At 49.3% G+C, this 16,101-nt stretch carries 9 protein-coding genes and 11 tRNA genes; 9 read left to right on the plus strand and 11 right to left on the minus strand.

Annotated features, from left to right (window positions below; genetic code table 11):
* Positions 1 to 2: 2 nt before the first annotated feature.
* The 4 genes from CDA54_RS06160 to zwf are packed head-to-tail and all read right to left on the minus strand — an operon-like array spanning position 3 to position 4,976.
* Complete coding sequence (locus CDA54_RS06160; protein ID WP_099034132.1) at positions 3 to 956, minus strand: glucokinase; 954 nt, start codon at positions 954 to 956, stop codon at positions 3 to 5.
* Positions 953 to 2,782 (minus strand): phosphogluconate dehydratase, encoded by a 1,830-nt coding sequence (edd, locus tag CDA54_RS06165; RefSeq protein ID WP_099034133.1) that lies wholly within the window; start codon positions 2,780 to 2,782, stop codon positions 953 to 955. Before edd ends, CDA54_RS06160 begins: the two co-directional genes overlap by 4 nt.
* A 14-nt stretch (positions 2,783 to 2,796) precedes the next feature.
* A complete protein-coding gene (gene pgl / locus CDA54_RS06170) occupies positions 2,797 to 3,483 on the minus strand; it encodes a 6-phosphogluconolactonase (protein ID WP_099034134.1) in 687 nt (228 codons plus the stop codon).
* Positions 3,480 to 4,976: a glucose-6-phosphate dehydrogenase gene (gene zwf, locus CDA54_RS06175; RefSeq protein WP_099034135.1), complete on the minus strand. Its 1,497-nt coding sequence runs from the start codon at positions 4,974 to 4,976 to the stop codon at positions 3,480 to 3,482. The genes pgl and zwf overlap by 4 nt, the downstream gene beginning before the upstream one ends.
* Positions 4,977 to 5,223: 247 nt before the next feature.
* On the opposite strand from zwf, the gene CDA54_RS06180 reads away from it, so the two are divergent.
* Together CDA54_RS06180 and pyk are read left to right on the plus strand one after the other, a co-directional pair.
* Entirely contained in the window at positions 5,224 to 6,072 is an 849-nt protein-coding gene (locus CDA54_RS06180) for a MurR/RpiR family transcriptional regulator (protein ID WP_099034136.1), read from the plus strand.
* Between the two features lie 183 nt (positions 6,073 to 6,255).
* Positions 6,256 to 7,692 carry a pyruvate kinase gene (gene pyk / locus CDA54_RS06185; protein WP_099034137.1) on the plus strand — a complete coding sequence of 479 codons (1,437 nt, stop codon included), beginning with the start codon at positions 6,256 to 6,258 and terminating at the stop codon, positions 7,690 to 7,692.
* 32 nt (positions 7,693 to 7,724) lie between these two features.
* Here pyk and CDA54_RS06190 read toward each other — a convergent pair whose 3' ends face one another.
* From CDA54_RS06190 to gltX, 7 genes are all read right to left on the minus strand, one after another.
* Positions 7,725 to 9,470, minus strand: coding sequence for a putative bifunctional diguanylate cyclase/phosphodiesterase (locus CDA54_RS06190; RefSeq protein WP_244903103.1), 1,746 nt, complete (start codon positions 9,468 to 9,470; stop codon positions 7,725 to 7,727).
* A gap of 404 nt (positions 9,471 to 9,874) precedes the next feature.
* Positions 9,875 to 9,950, minus strand: a tRNA-Glu gene (locus CDA54_RS06195).
* A gap of 223 nt (positions 9,951 to 10,173) precedes the next feature.
* A tRNA-Ala gene (locus CDA54_RS06200) sits at positions 10,174 to 10,249 on the minus strand.
* Between the two features lie 235 nt (positions 10,250 to 10,484).
* Positions 10,485 to 10,560 (minus strand) — tRNA-Glu (locus CDA54_RS06205).
* 192 nt (positions 10,561 to 10,752) lie between these two features.
* Positions 10,753 to 10,828 (minus strand) — tRNA-Glu (locus CDA54_RS06210).
* A 220-nt stretch (positions 10,829 to 11,048) separates the two neighbouring features.
* Positions 11,049 to 11,124 (minus strand) — tRNA-Ala (locus CDA54_RS06215).
* A gap of 66 nt (positions 11,125 to 11,190) precedes the next feature.
* On the minus strand, positions 11,191 to 12,594 hold the full coding sequence (gene gltX, locus CDA54_RS06220; protein ID WP_099034138.1) for a glutamate--tRNA ligase: 1,404 nt from the start codon (positions 12,592 to 12,594) through the stop codon (positions 11,191 to 11,193).
* Between the two features lie 217 nt (positions 12,595 to 12,811).
* On the opposite strand from gltX, the gene CDA54_RS06225 reads away from it, so the two are divergent.
* The 7 genes from CDA54_RS06225 to CDA54_RS06255 all read left to right on the plus strand — a co-directional run bounded on the left by CDA54_RS06225 (position 12,812) and on the right by CDA54_RS06255 (position 16,095).
* A tRNA-Val gene (locus CDA54_RS06225) sits at positions 12,812 to 12,887 on the plus strand.
* Positions 12,888 to 12,929: 42 nt separating this feature from the next.
* A tRNA-Val gene (locus CDA54_RS06230) sits at positions 12,930 to 13,005 on the plus strand.
* Positions 13,006 to 13,047: 42 nt separating this feature from the next.
* A tRNA-Val gene (locus CDA54_RS06235) sits at positions 13,048 to 13,123 on the plus strand.
* 42 nt (positions 13,124 to 13,165) lie between these two features.
* Positions 13,166 to 13,241: transfer RNA gene (locus CDA54_RS06240), tRNA-Val, on the plus strand.
* Positions 13,242 to 13,283: 42 nt separating this feature from the next.
* Positions 13,284 to 13,359: transfer RNA gene (locus tag CDA54_RS06245), tRNA-Val, on the plus strand.
* A 42-nt stretch (positions 13,360 to 13,401) separates the two neighbouring features.
* A tRNA-Val gene (locus tag CDA54_RS06250) sits at positions 13,402 to 13,477 on the plus strand.
* A 995-nt stretch (positions 13,478 to 14,472) separates the two neighbouring features.
* Complete coding sequence (locus CDA54_RS06255; RefSeq protein WP_099034139.1) at positions 14,473 to 16,095, plus strand: response regulator; 1,623 nt, start codon at positions 14,473 to 14,475, stop codon at positions 16,093 to 16,095.
* Positions 16,096 to 16,101: the final 6 nt, after the last annotated feature.

The following is a 16,101-nucleotide window of genomic DNA, read 5'->3' on the forward strand; positions in this document are numbered from 1 at the left end:
AATTAACCTTTGTAATGCTGCGTCAGATAGGCAGATGTGCCAATCAAGCCATGTTCAGGCTCAGTAATCAGATAAGTGGGTATGTCTGCCACATAGGGTGCAAAACGCCCCTTGGCTTCAAAACGAGTACGAAATTCGCTGTGCACCAGAAAATCGACAAAGCGGGAGGCAATACCACCGGCGATATAAACACCACCGAAGGTGCCAAGATTAAGAGCCAGGTTACCGGCAAAGCTGCCCATTATGCGGCAAAACTGGTGCAATGTTGCGACACAAAGATCACATCGATTGCCAAGTGCTCGCTCGGTGATATCCGCAGGCTCAGTAAGGTCTGCAAAACGCTCCTGGTGTTCAGCAATGGCCTGGTATATCTGCACCAGCCCGCGGCCTGACAACACTTCTTCGGCGGAAGCATGGCCGTATTTGGTACGCAGGAATTGCCACACCACCAGGTCCATCTCATCCGTCGGGGCGAAATCCACATGACCGCCCTCACCATCGAGGCTCATCCAGCCTTCAGTGGTCATCACCAGATGCCCTACACCCAGCCCGGTTCCCGGACCAAATACCGCAATCGGCTGGTTCTCGACGGGTGCCCCACCACCTATCTGCAGCTTCTGATCACCGCTGAGCTGAGGCAGAGACATAGAAATAGCCGTATAGTCATTGATGACCCCCAGCCAGTTTAAACCGAGGTCCTGTTGTAACTGGCTTTTGGAAAACTGCCAGTGATGGTTGGTCATCTTGATCACATCTTTATCTACCGGGCAGGCAATAGCGATACAACCGGCAACAAATTCGGTGTCAGCATGACCACTACAGTAGTGCTCAATGGCATCACTGATAGTGTCAAAGTCATTACAGAGATACTTTTCAATATCACTTAGCTGGCCATCAATGACTTTAGCCAGCCGGATATTGGTTCCACCGACATCAGCTACAAAACTTGCCTTCACAGTGCCTGCTCCTGCTTCACAAACAAGGAGCAGGCGCCCTCTTCTGCACCGGTCAGATTAGAGCGCATCCCGGCAAACAATTCACGCCCCATTCCCTGGAGGTGGTGTTCAATATCTGCTGGCTGGTTCTCTCTCTGTGCCAGCTCTTTATCATCAACCAGCAGGCTGATTTCGCCCGTATCGGCGTTGAGCTCAATCATATCGCCATTGTGTACTTTGGCCAGCAGGCCGCCATCGTAGGCTTCGGGTGTCACATGGATGGCAGCGGGAACCTTCCCGGATGCCCCTGACATACGTCCGTCTGTGACTAACGCGACTTTGTAGCCCCGGTCCTGCAATACGCCCAGTGGTGGTGTCAGACTGTGCAACTCGGGCATGCCGATGGCCTTAGGGCCCTGAAAGCGCACCACAACGATACAGTCCTTGTCCAGCTCACCGGCTTTAAAGGCGCGATTAAGATCAAACTGATCTTCAAATACCACCGCAGGTGCCTTGATATGTGTTTTGTTGTCTCGCAACGCCGAGGTTTTGATCACGCCACGGCCAAGATTACCGTTCAGCACACTTAAACCACCGTTGGGTTTGAAGGGCGCATCAACACTGGCCAGTACTTCCGGATCCAGGGATTTTTCCGGTCCGTCACGCCATACCAGTTTGCCATCTTCAAGTATGGGTTCTTGTGTATAACGACGCAGGCCTTTGCCGCAAATAGTGTTTACATCTTCATGCAACAGCCCGGCATCTAACAACTCCCGTATCAATAGTGCAGTACCACCGGCAGCGGTAAAGTGGTTAATGTCCGCAGAGCCATTGGGGTAAATCTTTGTCATCAACGGAACGGCATTGGAAATATCGGAAAAATCGTCCCAGTTAATCAAAAAGCCTGCTGCACGAGCAACCGCTACCAGATGCATAGTGTGATTAGTGGAGCCACCAGTAGCCAGCAGGCCAACAAGCCCGTTAACAATGGCTTTTGCGTCGACAATGTGACCAATAGGCATGTAATTATCACCGAGATCCGTCAGGCGGGTTGCCTGCACGGCAGCCGCTTTGGTCAGCGCATCACGAAGGGGAGTACCCGGATTAACAAACGAGGAGCCGGGCAAATGCAGCCCCATGATCTCAACCACCATCTGATTGCTGTTGGCAGTACCGTAGAACGTGCAGGTGCCTGCCGAGTGGTAGGAATTAGATTCTGCTTCAAGCAGGTCTTCACGACTGGCCTTGCCTTCGGCATAAGCCTGGCGCACCCGCGCTTTCTCTTTATTAGGAATACCTGATGGCATCGGCCCGGCTGGCACAAATACCGTGGGCAGATGCCCAAAGCTCAAAGAGCCGATCAACAGCCCGGGAACAATCTTGTCACAGATCCCCATCATCAGTGCGCCGTCAAACATATTGTGTGAAAGGCCTACGGCGGTAGCCTGGGCAATCACATCGCGGCTCATCAGACTCAGATCCATCCCGGGATTACCCTGGGTTACACCGTCACACATGGCCGGTACCCCACCGGCAAACTGCGCCACACTGCCAACCTCTTGCACCGCCTGTTTGAGTAACTGCGGGTATGTTTCGTAAGGCTGGTGAGCAGAAAGCATGTCGTTATACGCAGAGACAATGGCCAGATTCGCCTTGGTCATACTACGCAAAGAAGACTTATCATCCTGATTACAGGCAGCAAAACCATGGGCCAGGTTCCCACAGGACAGCACCCCACGGTGCGGGCCCTCACGACGGGCTTTATCAATCTTCTGAAGATATTCGTCGCGGGTTTTCTGACTGCGCTTAATAATCCTGTCGGTGACTTTCTGGATAGTTGGATTCATGGATTTCTCCTGTTTTAGGGTGCCCACATCAACTCCACATCCGTATTACTTAATACGGCTCTGATGGGCATCTCGAATTCGTCAGTTCCGGCCAATGCCTGATCCAACACGGCCTTTTTCTTGTCACCCTGTAAATGCAAAAACACCTGTCTGCTGTTAAGCAGCGCAGTGAGTGACAATGACATACGCCAGTTAGGTGCCGTAGTGGGTTGCACGGCCAGATAGGCATCCTGATTATCACGATCCAGGCCATGACTGATCTGCGCTGAACAAGGGAACAAAGAGGCGGTATGGCCGTCTTCACCCATCCCCAGAATCAGCACATCAAAAGGCATGGGTATCTGACTCAGATGTTCAATACAACTTGCTACCCCGTCTTCAGCGTTCTCAGCCTCGGTTTTAAGCCCGACAAACGTCGCTTTCCCTGCCTTGCCCCTGAGCAAATGCTCTCGCACCATTTTCTCATTACTGGCATCATCTGAGGTCTCCACCCAGCGTTCATCCGCCAGGCTTACCACTACTTTCGACCAATCCAGGTCCGTCTCGCTCAGCTCGGCAAACAGCGCCTGAGGCGTTCTGCCCCCGGACACAATTAAACTGGCCCGGCCATTGTTTTCAATGCCCTGCTTCAGCAATGTGACAATACGCTCTGCAAAGCTCTTATTCAGTGCTTGAGCACTGCTGAAAAGATTCTTTTTCATTTCGTTTTCCTGCCTACTTTGCTCTCATACCAGGCTCTTTCGTCACGTGCCAATAAGGCAATAGAGGCCACTGGCCCCCAGGTGCCCGCCTGATAAGCCTCTGGTGGTTCATTGCTGTTATTCCAGGCGTCGATAATGCCATCAACCCAGGTCCAGGCCTGTTCGATTTCATCACGGCGAACAAACAATGCCTGATTGCCCAGCATCACTTCCAGCAACAGCTTTTCGTAGGCATCAGCGATGCGCTCATCACTGAAGGTTTCCGAGAAGCTCAAATCCAGCTTGGTCTTTTGCAGATTCATAGAGCTGGAACCGGTTAACCCCGGAACTTTATTCATCACTGTCACTTCAACCGCTTCATCGGGCTGCAGGCGGATAGTTAGTTTATTTGGAGGTAATTTGCTGAAGCTGTCTTTAAACAGATTGTGGGGCTGTGACTTAAAGTAGATCACAATTTCACTGACCTTAGTAGGCATCCGCTTACCGGTACGCAGATAGAATGGCACTCCGGCCCAACGCCAGTTGTCCAGCTCTACCTTCAGTGCCACAAAGCTCTCTGTTTCACTCTTCTGATTCGCATCAGGTTCTTCCAGATAGCCCGGCACTTCCTGCCCCCTGACAAACCCGGTCGAATATTGCCCTCGTACCGTTTTCTCAGACACATTGGAGCTGTTGATCGGGCGCAGCGCTTTCAGTACTTTGAGCTTTTCATCGCGAATCGCATCAGCATCCAGTGTTGTCGGCGGCTCCATAGCGATCAGGCTTAAAATCTGCAACAGGTGGTTCTGCACCATATCCCGCATCTGACCGGCTTCATCGAAATACCCCCAACGCCCCTCAATGCCCACAGACTCGGCCACACTGATCTGTACATGATCGATACAGTTGTGGTCCCAGTTAGTCGCAAAAATAGAATTGGCAAAACGCAGGGCTATCAGGTTAAGTACGGTTTCTTTGCCGAGATAATGGTCTATACGGTAGATCTGGTTTTCTTTGAAGTAAGTCGCAACCTGTTCGTTGATCACCTTAGAAGAAGCCAAATCGTGACCGATAGGTTTTTCCAGCACCACACGCATAGAAGGATCGATCACCCCGGCCTGATGCAGCCCCTTACAGATATCACCATAAATGGAATGCGGAGTAGCCAGATAGCACACCATGGTCCGGTCAGCATCAACATGCTCTTTGAACACAGCGTATCCGGCATGATCCTTCATATCCACACACAGGTAGTCCAGCTTGGCTGAGAAGGTCTTCCAGACCGCCGCATCCAGCTTCTCGGACATAAATTCCTGCAGGTTTTCTTTTACCAACCCGACATATTCTTTGAGTTCCATCTGATTTCGCGCAACACCAATAATGCGTGTATCCGCGTGTATCAGCCCGGCTCTTTCCAACTGATATAGTGAAGGAAGCAATTTGCGACGGGCGAGATCACCTTTGGTGCCAAAGATAACGAAGTCACATGCTTCAACGGTATTTTCCAACGCCATATGTTTCAACCTGAATAAAAATAATTCGAAAAAAATTACCAAAACGCGGTAAATTTACTAAATAACGCTCGGCTGACTTGGTAAACTTGCTAATAGTTAACATTAAATGTAATAAAATTACAAGATTGAGGCCGGTTTTTTCTCAGCAGAGAAAATAATTTGCCGATTCTGCGGGCAAATCCCCCGCAAATCTGTTAAAAAATTACAGATACTGTTTTACACATTATAAGTAGAAGCTGTCATTACTATGAACATTTTAGAAAAAATTACCCAGAGTCAGGCCGTTTTCAGTAAATCTGAACGCAAAGTAGCCGAAGTCATCCTGGCCGATCCCCAGACAGCCATCCATTCAAGTATTGCCACCCTGGCGAAACAGTCTAATGTCAGCGAGCCCACGGTTAACCGGTTCTGCCGTCGTCTGGATACTAAAGGTTTCCCGGATTTTAAACTGCATCTTGCACAAAGCCTGGCTAACGGCACGCCTTATGTAAACCGGCATGTTGAGGAGTCAGACGGGCCACAGGAATATACCAAGAAGATTTTCGAGTCCACCATGGCCTCATTAGAAGTGGCACGCCAGTCACTGGATATCAATGTGATCAACCGGGTGGTGGATCTGCTCACTCAGGCGCAGAAGATTTCTTTTTTTGGTCTGGGTGCCTCGGCTTCTGTGGCCCATGATGCACTGAACAAATTCTTCCGTTTCAATGTGCCGGTGATCTACTTTGATGACATTCTGATGCAACGCATGAGTTGCATGAACAGCTGCGAAGAAGATGTGGTGGTGCTGATTTCGCATACTGGCCGCACCAAAAGTCTGGTGGAAATCGCCCAGATTGCGCGCGGCAATGATGCCACAGTCATCGGTATTACCTCAAAAGACAGCCCGCTGGCAAAAGAGTGTTCACTGGTGATCTCACTGGATGTGCCGGAAGATACCGACATGTATATGCCAATGGCGTCGCGTATCGCACAACTGACACTTATTGATGTACTGGCCACAGGCTTCACCCTGCGTCGGGGTACCAAGTTCAGGGAGAACCTTAAGCGCGTCAAAGACACGCTGCGCGAGTCCCGTTACGACAGAAAGCAGTAATACCGCACTACTGGCAGCTAAAGCCGGACAGGGTTTGATGCCAGTGAATTAAATCGTCAAAATATTTCACATTTCCAACCTTTTTCGCTAAAATTTTGTAATAAAATTACAAATCGCGCTATCCTTCCTGTAGTCTTATCGGAAGCTGATATTTTCTGAACTGTGACAAGAGAGACATTCCGCATGTTAAGAAGAACTAAAATCGTTGCCACACTGGGTCCCGCGACAGACACTGAGCAGTCCATTGAGGCAGTGATTGCAGCAGGTGCCAATGTGGTCAGAATGAACTTTTCCCACGGCAGTGCTCAGGATCATATAGAACGAGCCAAAAAAGTCAGAGCTGTAGCGCAAAAGCTGGGGAAATATGTGGCCATTCTGGGCGACCTTCAGGGGCCGAAAATACGGGTTGCCCGTTTTAAACAGGGTGCCGTAGAGCTGAGCATAGGCGATAGTTTCAGCCTCGATGCCGATATGGATAATGACAGCGGTGATGCCCATTGTGTCGGTATCGATTATAAGGCACTTCCGGGTGATGTTAGTGCCGATGATATACTGTTACTCGACGATGGCCGTATTCAACTTAAAGTCACAGATGTTCAGGGTAACAAAGTGAATACCAGAGTGACCGTAGGCGGTAAGTTATCCAATAATAAGGGTATCAATCGTCTTGGTGGCGGACTCTCGGCAGAAGCACTGACAGAGAAAGACAAGCAGGACATTAAGACAGCCGCAGCTATGTCAGTAGACTATCTGGCAGTATCTTTCCCACGTAACGGTGATGATCTGCGTTATGCCCGCAAACTTGCTGAAGAAGCAGGCTGCAACGCTAAGATCTGTGCCAAGGTTGAGCGTGCAGAAGCGGTTGCCAGTGACGAAGCCATTGATGATGTGATTATTGCCAGCGATGCGGTAATGGTAGCCCGTGGCGATCTCGGTGTTGAAATTGGTGATGCGGAACTGGTTGGGGTACAGAAAAAACTGATTTCCCGCTCCCGCCAGTTGAATAAGGTGGTGATCACCGCCACGCAGATGATGGAATCCATGATATCAAGCCCGATGCCAACCCGGGCGGAAGTAATGGATGTCGCCAACGCGGTACTCGATGGCACAGATGCGGTGATGCTGTCTGCCGAGACCGCAGCGGGGCAGTTCCCGGTAGAGACTGTTCAGGCCATGGCACGGGTTTGTGAAGGCGCCGAGACTCATCCAAGTGTGCAGATATCCAAACATCGCATGGATGAGCATTTTACCTCCATCAGTGAAACCACTGCCCTTTCTGCGGTCTATGCTGCAAATCACCTGTCTACCATAAAGGCCATCGTGGCATTGACGGAAAGTGGTGGCACTGCCAGGCTGATGTCGAGGATCACCAGCTCATTGCCTATATATGGCTTATCCCGCCATCAGGGCTCGCTCAATGTCATGGCATTATATCGTGGGGTTAAACCTGTCTATTTTGATTCCACGCAATGCTCACCGGGCAAGCTCAAGCAAAGCGTGATTGACTGTTTACGAAAAAGGGATCTGGTGCAATCGGGAGACCAGTTTATTATGACCTACGGAGATGAAATGGAAACCGAAGGCGCGACCAACGGCTGTAAAATTGTCACCGTTCCCTGAACACGGCAGGTAAGAAACACTTTTTATGCAGCTTACTGAGCAAGGAATGCCGGCATTTGGTTTGCCGGCATGGGCCTGGCGTACAGAAAACCCTGGGCCAGATCGCAGCCCAGGCTTTTAACCAGGCTGTCCTGCTCTTGCGTCTCTACCCCCTCAACCACTACGCTTAACCCCAGACGATGCCCAACTGTGATAATCGCCTGCATAATCGCCATATCACTTTCATTTTCCATCGCGTGATGAAGAAAACTACGATCAATTTTGAGACTGCAAACCGGTAACTTCCGTAAATAAACCAGAGACGAGTACCCCGTACCAAAATCATCAATGGAAATATGCACCCCTGCTTGTTTCAATCTCTCTAACTGACCTATTTGCTCGTTATCCCCACCTATCACTTCATTTTCTGTCAGTTCCAGCCCCAACTGACCCGGCTCCAGGCCATATTTTTTCAGCGTTTGCAGTATATGATCTGCCAGATGCAGGTTTGTCAGTTGTCGGCCGGATAAATTAATATCGATTCTGGTCTGCTCCAGTGCCGTCCCCTGCCAGGCTTTGAGTTGCTTACAAGCCGCTTCTAACACCCAATCTCCGATACGATTTATCAGCCCTGACTTTTCAGCCACCGGGATAAAGATTGCTGGTAACACCGGCTTCCCCTCATCAGTGAAACATCGCAATAACGCTTCACAGGATTGTATCCCTCCGGATTTCAAATCAATTTGTGGCTGAAAATACAGTTGCAGATGATCGGCAGCAATAGCGCGTCTGAGTATCGCCGTCATATCCTGATAGTGAACCAGTCGGTCATTAATATCCGAGGTATAGAAGCAAATACTGTTTTTGCCTTTCTCTTTAGCCTGATACATCGCTGCATCAGCATTACCCATCAACTCCGCCATCGTTACGCCGTCATCCGGGAACAAGCTCACACCAAAACTTGCCGTGACCTGGTAACAGTCACCGTCGAGCATAAATCCCTGATCCAGTGCATTGATAAGTCGCTGCAACAACTCATGAATTCCCTCTGCACCATCAAAATCAAGCAACAGCAAAACAAACTCATCACCACCAAACCGGCTCAGAAGATCACAGTCACGAATTTCTGTTTTCAGCGCCTCTGCAACCTCCAGCAATAGCTTGTCACCATAATGATGGCCCAGGGTGTCATTGATCAGTTTAAAATTATCCAGATCGATAAACACCACCGCCACATCCCGTTTCAACCGTTCAGCCTCGGCTAACCGCGCTGATAACTCAACCTCCATTAATCTTCTGTTGGGAAGATGGGTCAAATCATCAAAATTGGCCATGTTACGCAGCTCTTTCCGCGCCTTTTTCTGCTCCTCCAGACTGATATCAATACAGAACATTTCGCAGTCACCGGTATCCTGCTTGATCATCACATGACTTGAATATACAGGCACCAGGTGGCCGTCTTTATGCTTAAGTTCAATTTCTTCTGCGGGAATACTGATATTTTTATCCAGCCAGTTTTGATGGGCTTTAATAACATCCTTGCGCATAAAATCAGGGATAATCAATTCTTCCAGTAACCGACCCTGCGCTTCCTCCCGGGTATAGCCATACAAGCGTCTGCTCGCTTCATTCCAGTAAATTACCTGACGCTTTTTGTTGTACCCCTGTACAGCAACCATAGGTAGACTCTCGATTAACTCATAAAACTTCTCCTCACTCTGTTTAACAGCTGAAAGAGACATGTTACTACTGAGCACCGGAAAATGAGGCACTGTCAGGCCTTGCTTATTTGTCATCATCTGTACCTCCCTATACCTTCTCAGGAGTGAGTTGCGCAACAACAGTATTGCAATTCCCCGGAATGAATCTGGGGCCATCAATACAGTTTAGGTAACTTTCTGAAAGAAATGGAAATAAATCAAAAACAGCGAAGAGATAAGCGGCGGAAAAGGCAATTTTTAAGCTGTATACCCGTCAGGATGCTCTGAACCATGTCTGGTGTGCAAAAAAAAGCCTGTTCATTGCTGAACAGGCTTTATGTATGTGGCGTCCCCTAGGGGATTACTCCGGGCTGTCCCTGCCCTACGCCCTTCGGGCCAGCCTTCGGCTGTTCTAAAACGCTCCCGGCGTTTTAGTCGAACCGCAGGGGTTCTCACCCCTAAGTGACACAATCAATTTTGCGTGCACTTTCAGTTCTCAGATATGGCGTCCCCTAGGGGATTCGAACCCCTGTTACCGCCGTGAAAGGGCGGTGTCCTAGGCCTCTAGACGAAGGGGACAAGGACTTTTTAAACTATTACTTACCAATCGGCGTTCTGAATCCCCTGGGGATTACTCCGGACATCCTGTCCTCCGCCCTTCGGGCCAGCCTGCGGCTGTTCTAATTTGCTCCCGGCAAATTAGTCGAACCCCTGTTACCGCCGTGAAAGGGCGGTGTCCTAGGCCTCTAGACGAAGGGGACAAGGACTTTTTAAACTGTTACTTTGGCAAAACATTGAATCTTGGTGGAGCTAGGCGGGATCGAACCGCCGACCTCTTGCATGCCATGCAAGCGCTCTCCCAGCTGAGCTATAGCCCCGACAAAATGTCATATTCAGAACGATAAACGTCAAACTAAGCATCTTAATTCTGCATTTATCATTCTGCATTCAATATGGCGTCCCCTAGGGGATTACTCCGGGCTGTCCCTGCCCTGCGCCCTTCGGGCCAGCCTTCGGCTGTTCTAAAACGCTCCCGGCGTTTTAGTCGAACCGCAGGGGTTCTCACCCCTAAGTGACACAATCAATTTTGCGTGCACTTTCAGTTCTCAGATATGGCGTCCCCTAGGGGATTCGAACCCCTGTTACCGCCGTGAAAGGGCGGTGTCCTAGGCCTCTAGACGAAGGGGACAAGGACTTTCTAAATCGTTATTTACCAGCCGGCATTCTGAATCCCCTGGGGATTACTCCGGACTTCCTGTCCTGCGCCCTGCGGGCCAGCCTTCGGCTGTTCTAAATTGTTCCCTACAATTTAGTCGAACCACAGGGGTTCTCACCCCTTAGTGACACAATCAATTTTGTGTACACTTACAGTTCTTATATATGGCGTCCCCTAGGGGATTCGAACCCCTGTTACCGCCGTGAAAGGGCGGTGTCCTAGGCCTCTAGACGAAGGGGACAAGGACTTTCTAAATCGTTATTTACCAGCCGGCATTCTGAATCCCCTGGGGATTACTCCGGACTTCCTGTCCTGCGCCCTGCGGGCCAGCCTTCGGCTGTTCTAAAACGCTCCCGGCGTTTTAGTCGAACTCTGTTACCGCCGTGAAAGGGCGGTGTCCTAGGCCTCTAGACGAAGGGGACAAGGACTTTTGCATTTTGCTTTAGCAAAACACCTAATCTTGGTGGAGCTAGGCGGGATCGAACCGCCGACCTCTTGCATGCCATGCAAGCGCTCTCCCAGCTGAGCTATAGCCCCGGCATTGCCGTTGTGTGACAGCGGGGCGCATTCTAGATACCCCCCCTTTTTATGTCAACGCTTTTTTTAACAATTCTCTCTGTTTGCTATATATTTGAGCGCTTTGTCTAAACGCTGCTCAACCTGTTTAATAGTCAATAAATTCAACGTGATATCTAAAGAAGGCGAATTTCCTGATCCCGTAACTGCAACCCTGAGCGGCATTCCAACTTTTCCCATACCAACCCCTAACTCTTCAGCCGTATCATTAATGGCCTGATGCAAGCTTTGGGGCTCCCAGTTTTGCACCTTGAGCAACTTGCTTTTTACCGTTTCAAGCGCTTCTCTGGCGACCGGTCGTAAATGCTTTTTGGCAGCTTTTTCATCAAAGTCATCGAAGTCCTGATAAAAATAGGTACTGACCTCTGCCAGCTCTTTTAAGGTTTTCACCCGGTCTGCCTGGATTTCTATAACGTTTTCCAGTGCCGGACCATTGCTTGTATCTATTCCCTGTTGTTTAAAATGCCACTGTGCATGGGCAGCCACCTCTTCAACTGGCAAGGACTTAATATAGTGCTGATTCAGCCAAATCAGTTTTTCTGTATTAAAGGCTGAAGCCGACTGGCCAATATCATCCAGACTGAAGTGTTCGATCATTTCATCAATACTGAAAATTTCCTGATCACCATGAGACCATCCAAGTCTGACCAGGTAATTCAACAGTGCCTGAGGCAAAAATCCATCCTCGCGATACTGCATAACCCCGACTGCACCATGGCGCTTGGAAAGCTTCTTGCCATCATCTCCCAGAATCATGGAGACATGAGCATATTCAGGCACCGGGGCACCTAAAGCCTTGAGAATGTTGATCTGTCTGGGGGTATTATTGATATGGTCTTCCCCTCGCACCACGTGAGATATTCCCATATCCCAGTCATCCACCACAACACAGAAATTATAAGTGGGAGTGCCATCAGTACGCTGAATAATCAGATCATCGAGTTCGTTATTGCTGATTTCAATCCGACCACGAATATGATCTTCAATGACCACACTGCCCTGCTGCGGATTTTTAAAACGAATAACATAATCACCCGGTTGTTCTTCACCGTCCCGGCATTTACCGTCGTACTTGGGCTTCAGTCCCTGCTCCATTTGCATTTCACGTAGCTTTTCAAGCCGCTCTTTTGAGCAATAGCATTTATATGCCTTACCTTCATTCAGCAATTGCTGAATGATTTCTTTATAGCGATCAAAGCGCTTAGTTTGGTAGTGAGGACCCTCATCCCAGTTGAGTCCTAACCATTCCATACCCTCAAGAATGGCGTCTATCGCAGCCTGAGTGGAACGTTCAATATCGGTATCTTCAATTCTCAGTACGAATTTTCCGCCCTGACTTTTTGCATAAAGCCAGGAGTAGAGTGCAGTGCGCGCTCCTCCTACGTGAAGATAACCGGTGGGACTTGGGGCGAAACGGGTAACCACTGTCATTTTTATGTTCCTGCAAACTGTATTGTCTAATGCTGGCGCATTTTACCAGCCTTGTCGTACGCAATACAGAACAACTACAGTATGCTTTTTCGTCTCGCTGGCGGCTTTTTGTTCACTTACCTGATAATTCTAAAATTAGAGTTGACAGTTTTAACTGCCTCCCTATAATACGCCTCCACTTGCCGGGGTTAATTTCTCGCAAGGTACAGTCAACGAGGGATGGTTAGCTCAGCTGGGAGAGCACCGCCCTTACAAGGCGGGGGTCACTGGTTCGAGCCCAGTACCATCCACCACGATTCAGCACTCGTTAACTGCACATGATGTGATAACTCCCTGGATGGTTAGCTCAGCTGGGAGAGCACCGCCCTTACAAGGCGGGGGTCACTGGTTCGAGCCCAGTACCATCCACCACGATTCAGCACTCGTTAACTGCACATGATGTGATAACTCCCTGGATGGTTAGCTCAGCTGGGAGAGCACCGCCCTTACAAGGCGGGGGTCACTGGTTCGAGCCCAGTACCATCCACCACGATTCAGCACTCGTTAACTGCACATGATGTGATAACTCCCTGGATGGTTAGCTCAGCTGGGAGAGCACCGCCCTTACAAGGCGGGGGTCACTGGTTCGAGCCCAGTACCATCCACCACGATTCAGCACTCGTTAACTGCACATGATGTGATAACTCCCTGGATGGTTAGCTCAGCTGGGAGAGCACCGCCCTTACAAGGCGGGGGTCACTGGTTCGAGCCCAGTACCATCCACCACGATTTAACACTCGTAAATTACAAGTTATACAACATCTCCCTGGATGGTTAGCTCAGCTGGGAGAGCACCGCCCTTACAAGGCGGGGGTCACTGGTTCGAGCCCAGTACCATCCACCAATCTCAACAGTATTCTAAAACTTATCCAGGCCGGTGCAGGCACCACCCATTCTCGTTACAACACGGGCATCACTGGTTCGAGCCCAGTACCATCCACCAATCTTCTCAGTATTTTAAAGCTTATCCAGGCCGGTGCAGGCACCACCCGTTCTCGTTACAACACGGGCATCATCGGTTCGAGCCCAGTACCATCCACCAATCTCCACAGTATTCTAAAACTTATCCAGGCCGGTGCAGGCACCACCCGTTCTCGTTACAACACGGGCATCACTGGTTCGAGCCCAGTACCATCCACCAATCTCCTCAGTATTTTAAAGCTTATCCAGGCCGGTGCAGGCACCACCCGTTCTCGTTACAACACGGGCATCATCGGTTCGAGCCCAGTACCATCCACCAATCTCCACAGTATTCTAAAACTTATCCAGGCCGGTGCAGGCACCACCCGTTCTCGTTACAACACGGGCATCACTGGTTCGAGCCCAGTACCATCCACCAATCTCCACAGTATTCTAAAACTTATCCAGGCCGGTGCAGGCACCACCCGTTCTCGTTACAACACGGGCATCACTGGTTCAAGCCCAGTACCATCCACCATTTTTTCCACTGCTAAAATAATTACAAATTCTGAAATACGTCTCTGCCCGCACAATTAGCTCAGAAGAGTAGCCCGTATGGAGCCCAGCGGAATACGGGAATAAACCCGGCAGAACCACAGACTACCCGCAATCCGCTTCGCTCCTTGACGGGCTACAAGCTGAATTCTATGCAGCCCGGTGGGGGCACCACCCGTTCTCTTTACAACACGGGCATCACTGGTTCGAGCCCAGTACCATCCACCACCTCTTTCAGTCATCAGTTTTCAGCTACCAGTCCTCAGACTGACAAACTGATAGCTGATAGCTGATAGCTGATAGTTAACATTTTCGTCTTTTTCCTTATTTCCTCACTGCAATCTACGATAAACTACTTACAGCATTGTGATTTTTAGACGGGTTATGGACGTAAAACTGGCTTCATCATGTAAGGTACTGATCGTTGATGATCAGGTTCTGGCGCAAGGATATATGAAATATGCGCTGGAAGAACTCGGCATGCGTAATGTGATCTATGTTGATAAAGCAGCCAGTGCCCTTAAGTATGTTGAAGAAGAGCACTTTGATCTGATTGTGTGCTCATATAATCTTAAAAAAGATCAGGACGGTTACTATCTCTATGATCAGTTGAAAAGTACCAACGCTCTGCCCCTGAGCACAGCTTTTGTATTTATTAGTGCTGACACCAACTCCGAACTGGTGCATAGCATTATCGAGTTGCAACCCGACGATTTTCTTGCCAAGCCTTTCAGTGTCAGAGATTTGGACAAGCGTCTGTCAAAAGTCCTTAAACGCAAACGGGCCCTTCGCACAGTCTATCAGTTGATGGAAAAAGACGAACTGAACAAGGCACTCGATGAAGTTGAAAACTTTCTCACTGTTCCGGGCAATGCTGAGTTCTTCCCGCTGGCGCTTAAAACCAAAGGCGAGCTATTACTGGCATGTGATATGACTGAACAGGCAAAAGATTTTTATCGCGCCATTATTAATGTGCAACCTTTTGCCTGGGCACAGCTAGGCCTCGTTAATGCGTTGATTAAGCTGGATGAAGATGAAGAAGCCGAGAAACTCATTCTGCAACTGGCATTTAAACCAGATTCTCAGTTGATGGCATATGACCTGCTCTACGGGCTCAATGTCAAACAGGAAGACTTTGAGTCTGCTCTGGAAACCGTATTGATGGCTTCAGAGATATCTCCCCGTAATTTGCGCCGCCATAATGCAGCAATAGCCTTATCCCGCCTGACTCATGATTATGAAAGCCAGTTCGAAGCGGCTAAGCGCATCGTAAAGTATGCCAAACACTCTATTCATGACAAACCACAGAATTATATCAATGTGGCCCGAGCCGGTATCGATTACGCCATGACTGCTGATGATAAGGATACTGCCGATTTGCTAAAGCAGGCTAATGACTATATTCGCCAGTTCCAGATTGCATTTCCCAAGGCAGAGCTTCAGGAACAAATGAAGGTAATAAATGCGAGGCTCCTGTACCTGCAGGATGAAAAAGAAAGAGCCAGGGTATTAGTAGAACAACTGACTGAAGATTCGCTGGACACAGATGACTTCGAAGACTTACTCGATAAAGCCAAGGTATTCCATGCTCTGGGATTACATGAGCGCAGCCTTCAGGTTTTAGACGAGATAGAAGTGCGCTGTAAAAGAGACCCAGAGCAAGGCGATCTCTTTATGCGCTATATCAGGCAAGAGAAGAAAGAGAAAGCCTCGATAAAACAAACGCCGAAGGAGCTCAATAACAGCGCAGTAGATTACTATCAAAAAGGTGAACTGGACAGCGCCATGCGCAGTTTCCGACAGGCCTACACACTGATGCCCAAAAATGCCTCCATTGCCCTGAACCTGCTGCAGGCCATAGTCATGAAAGCGAAAGAACAAGGCATATCAGAACATGCCAATATGCTCGTCAAACGTTGTATTGGCACTGTTGAGAATGGTCAGCTCAATGAAGAGCAGGAACAACGTTATATTCGTGTTAAGTCCTTTTTAGAAGAAGTGGTTTAATGCCAC

The sequence above is a fragment of the Lacimicrobium alkaliphilum genome (genome assembly GCF_002591895.1).
GTDB lineage: Bacteria > Pseudomonadota > Gammaproteobacteria > Enterobacterales > Alteromonadaceae > Lacimicrobium > Lacimicrobium alkaliphilum.

Coding starts and splice junctions, on each gene's coding strand:
- edd (WP_099034133.1), bottom strand. CDS start 2,782: ATGAATCCAACTATCCAGAAAGTCACCGACAGGATTATTAAGCGCAGT.
- pgl (WP_099034134.1), bottom strand. CDS start 3,483: ATGAAAAAGAATCTTTTCAGCAGTGCTCAAGCACTGAATAAGAGCTTT.
- zwf (WP_099034135.1), bottom strand. CDS start 4,976: ATGGCGTTGGAAAATACCGTTGAAGCATGTGACTTCGTTATCTTTGGC.
- CDA54_RS06180 (WP_099034136.1), top strand. CDS start 5,224: ATGAACATTTTAGAAAAAATTACCCAGAGTCAGGCCGTTTTCAGTAAA.
- pyk (WP_099034137.1), top strand. CDS start 6,256: ATGTTAAGAAGAACTAAAATCGTTGCCACACTGGGTCCCGCGACAGAC.
- CDA54_RS06190 (WP_244903103.1), bottom strand. CDS start 9,470: ATGATGACAAATAAGCAAGGCCTGACAGTGCCTCATTTTCCGGTGCTC.
- gltX (WP_099034138.1), bottom strand. CDS start 12,594: ATGACAGTGGTTACCCGTTTCGCCCCAAGTCCCACCGGTTATCTTCAC.
- CDA54_RS06255 (WP_099034139.1), top strand. CDS start 14,473: ATGGACGTAAAACTGGCTTCATCATGTAAGGTACTGATCGTTGATGAT.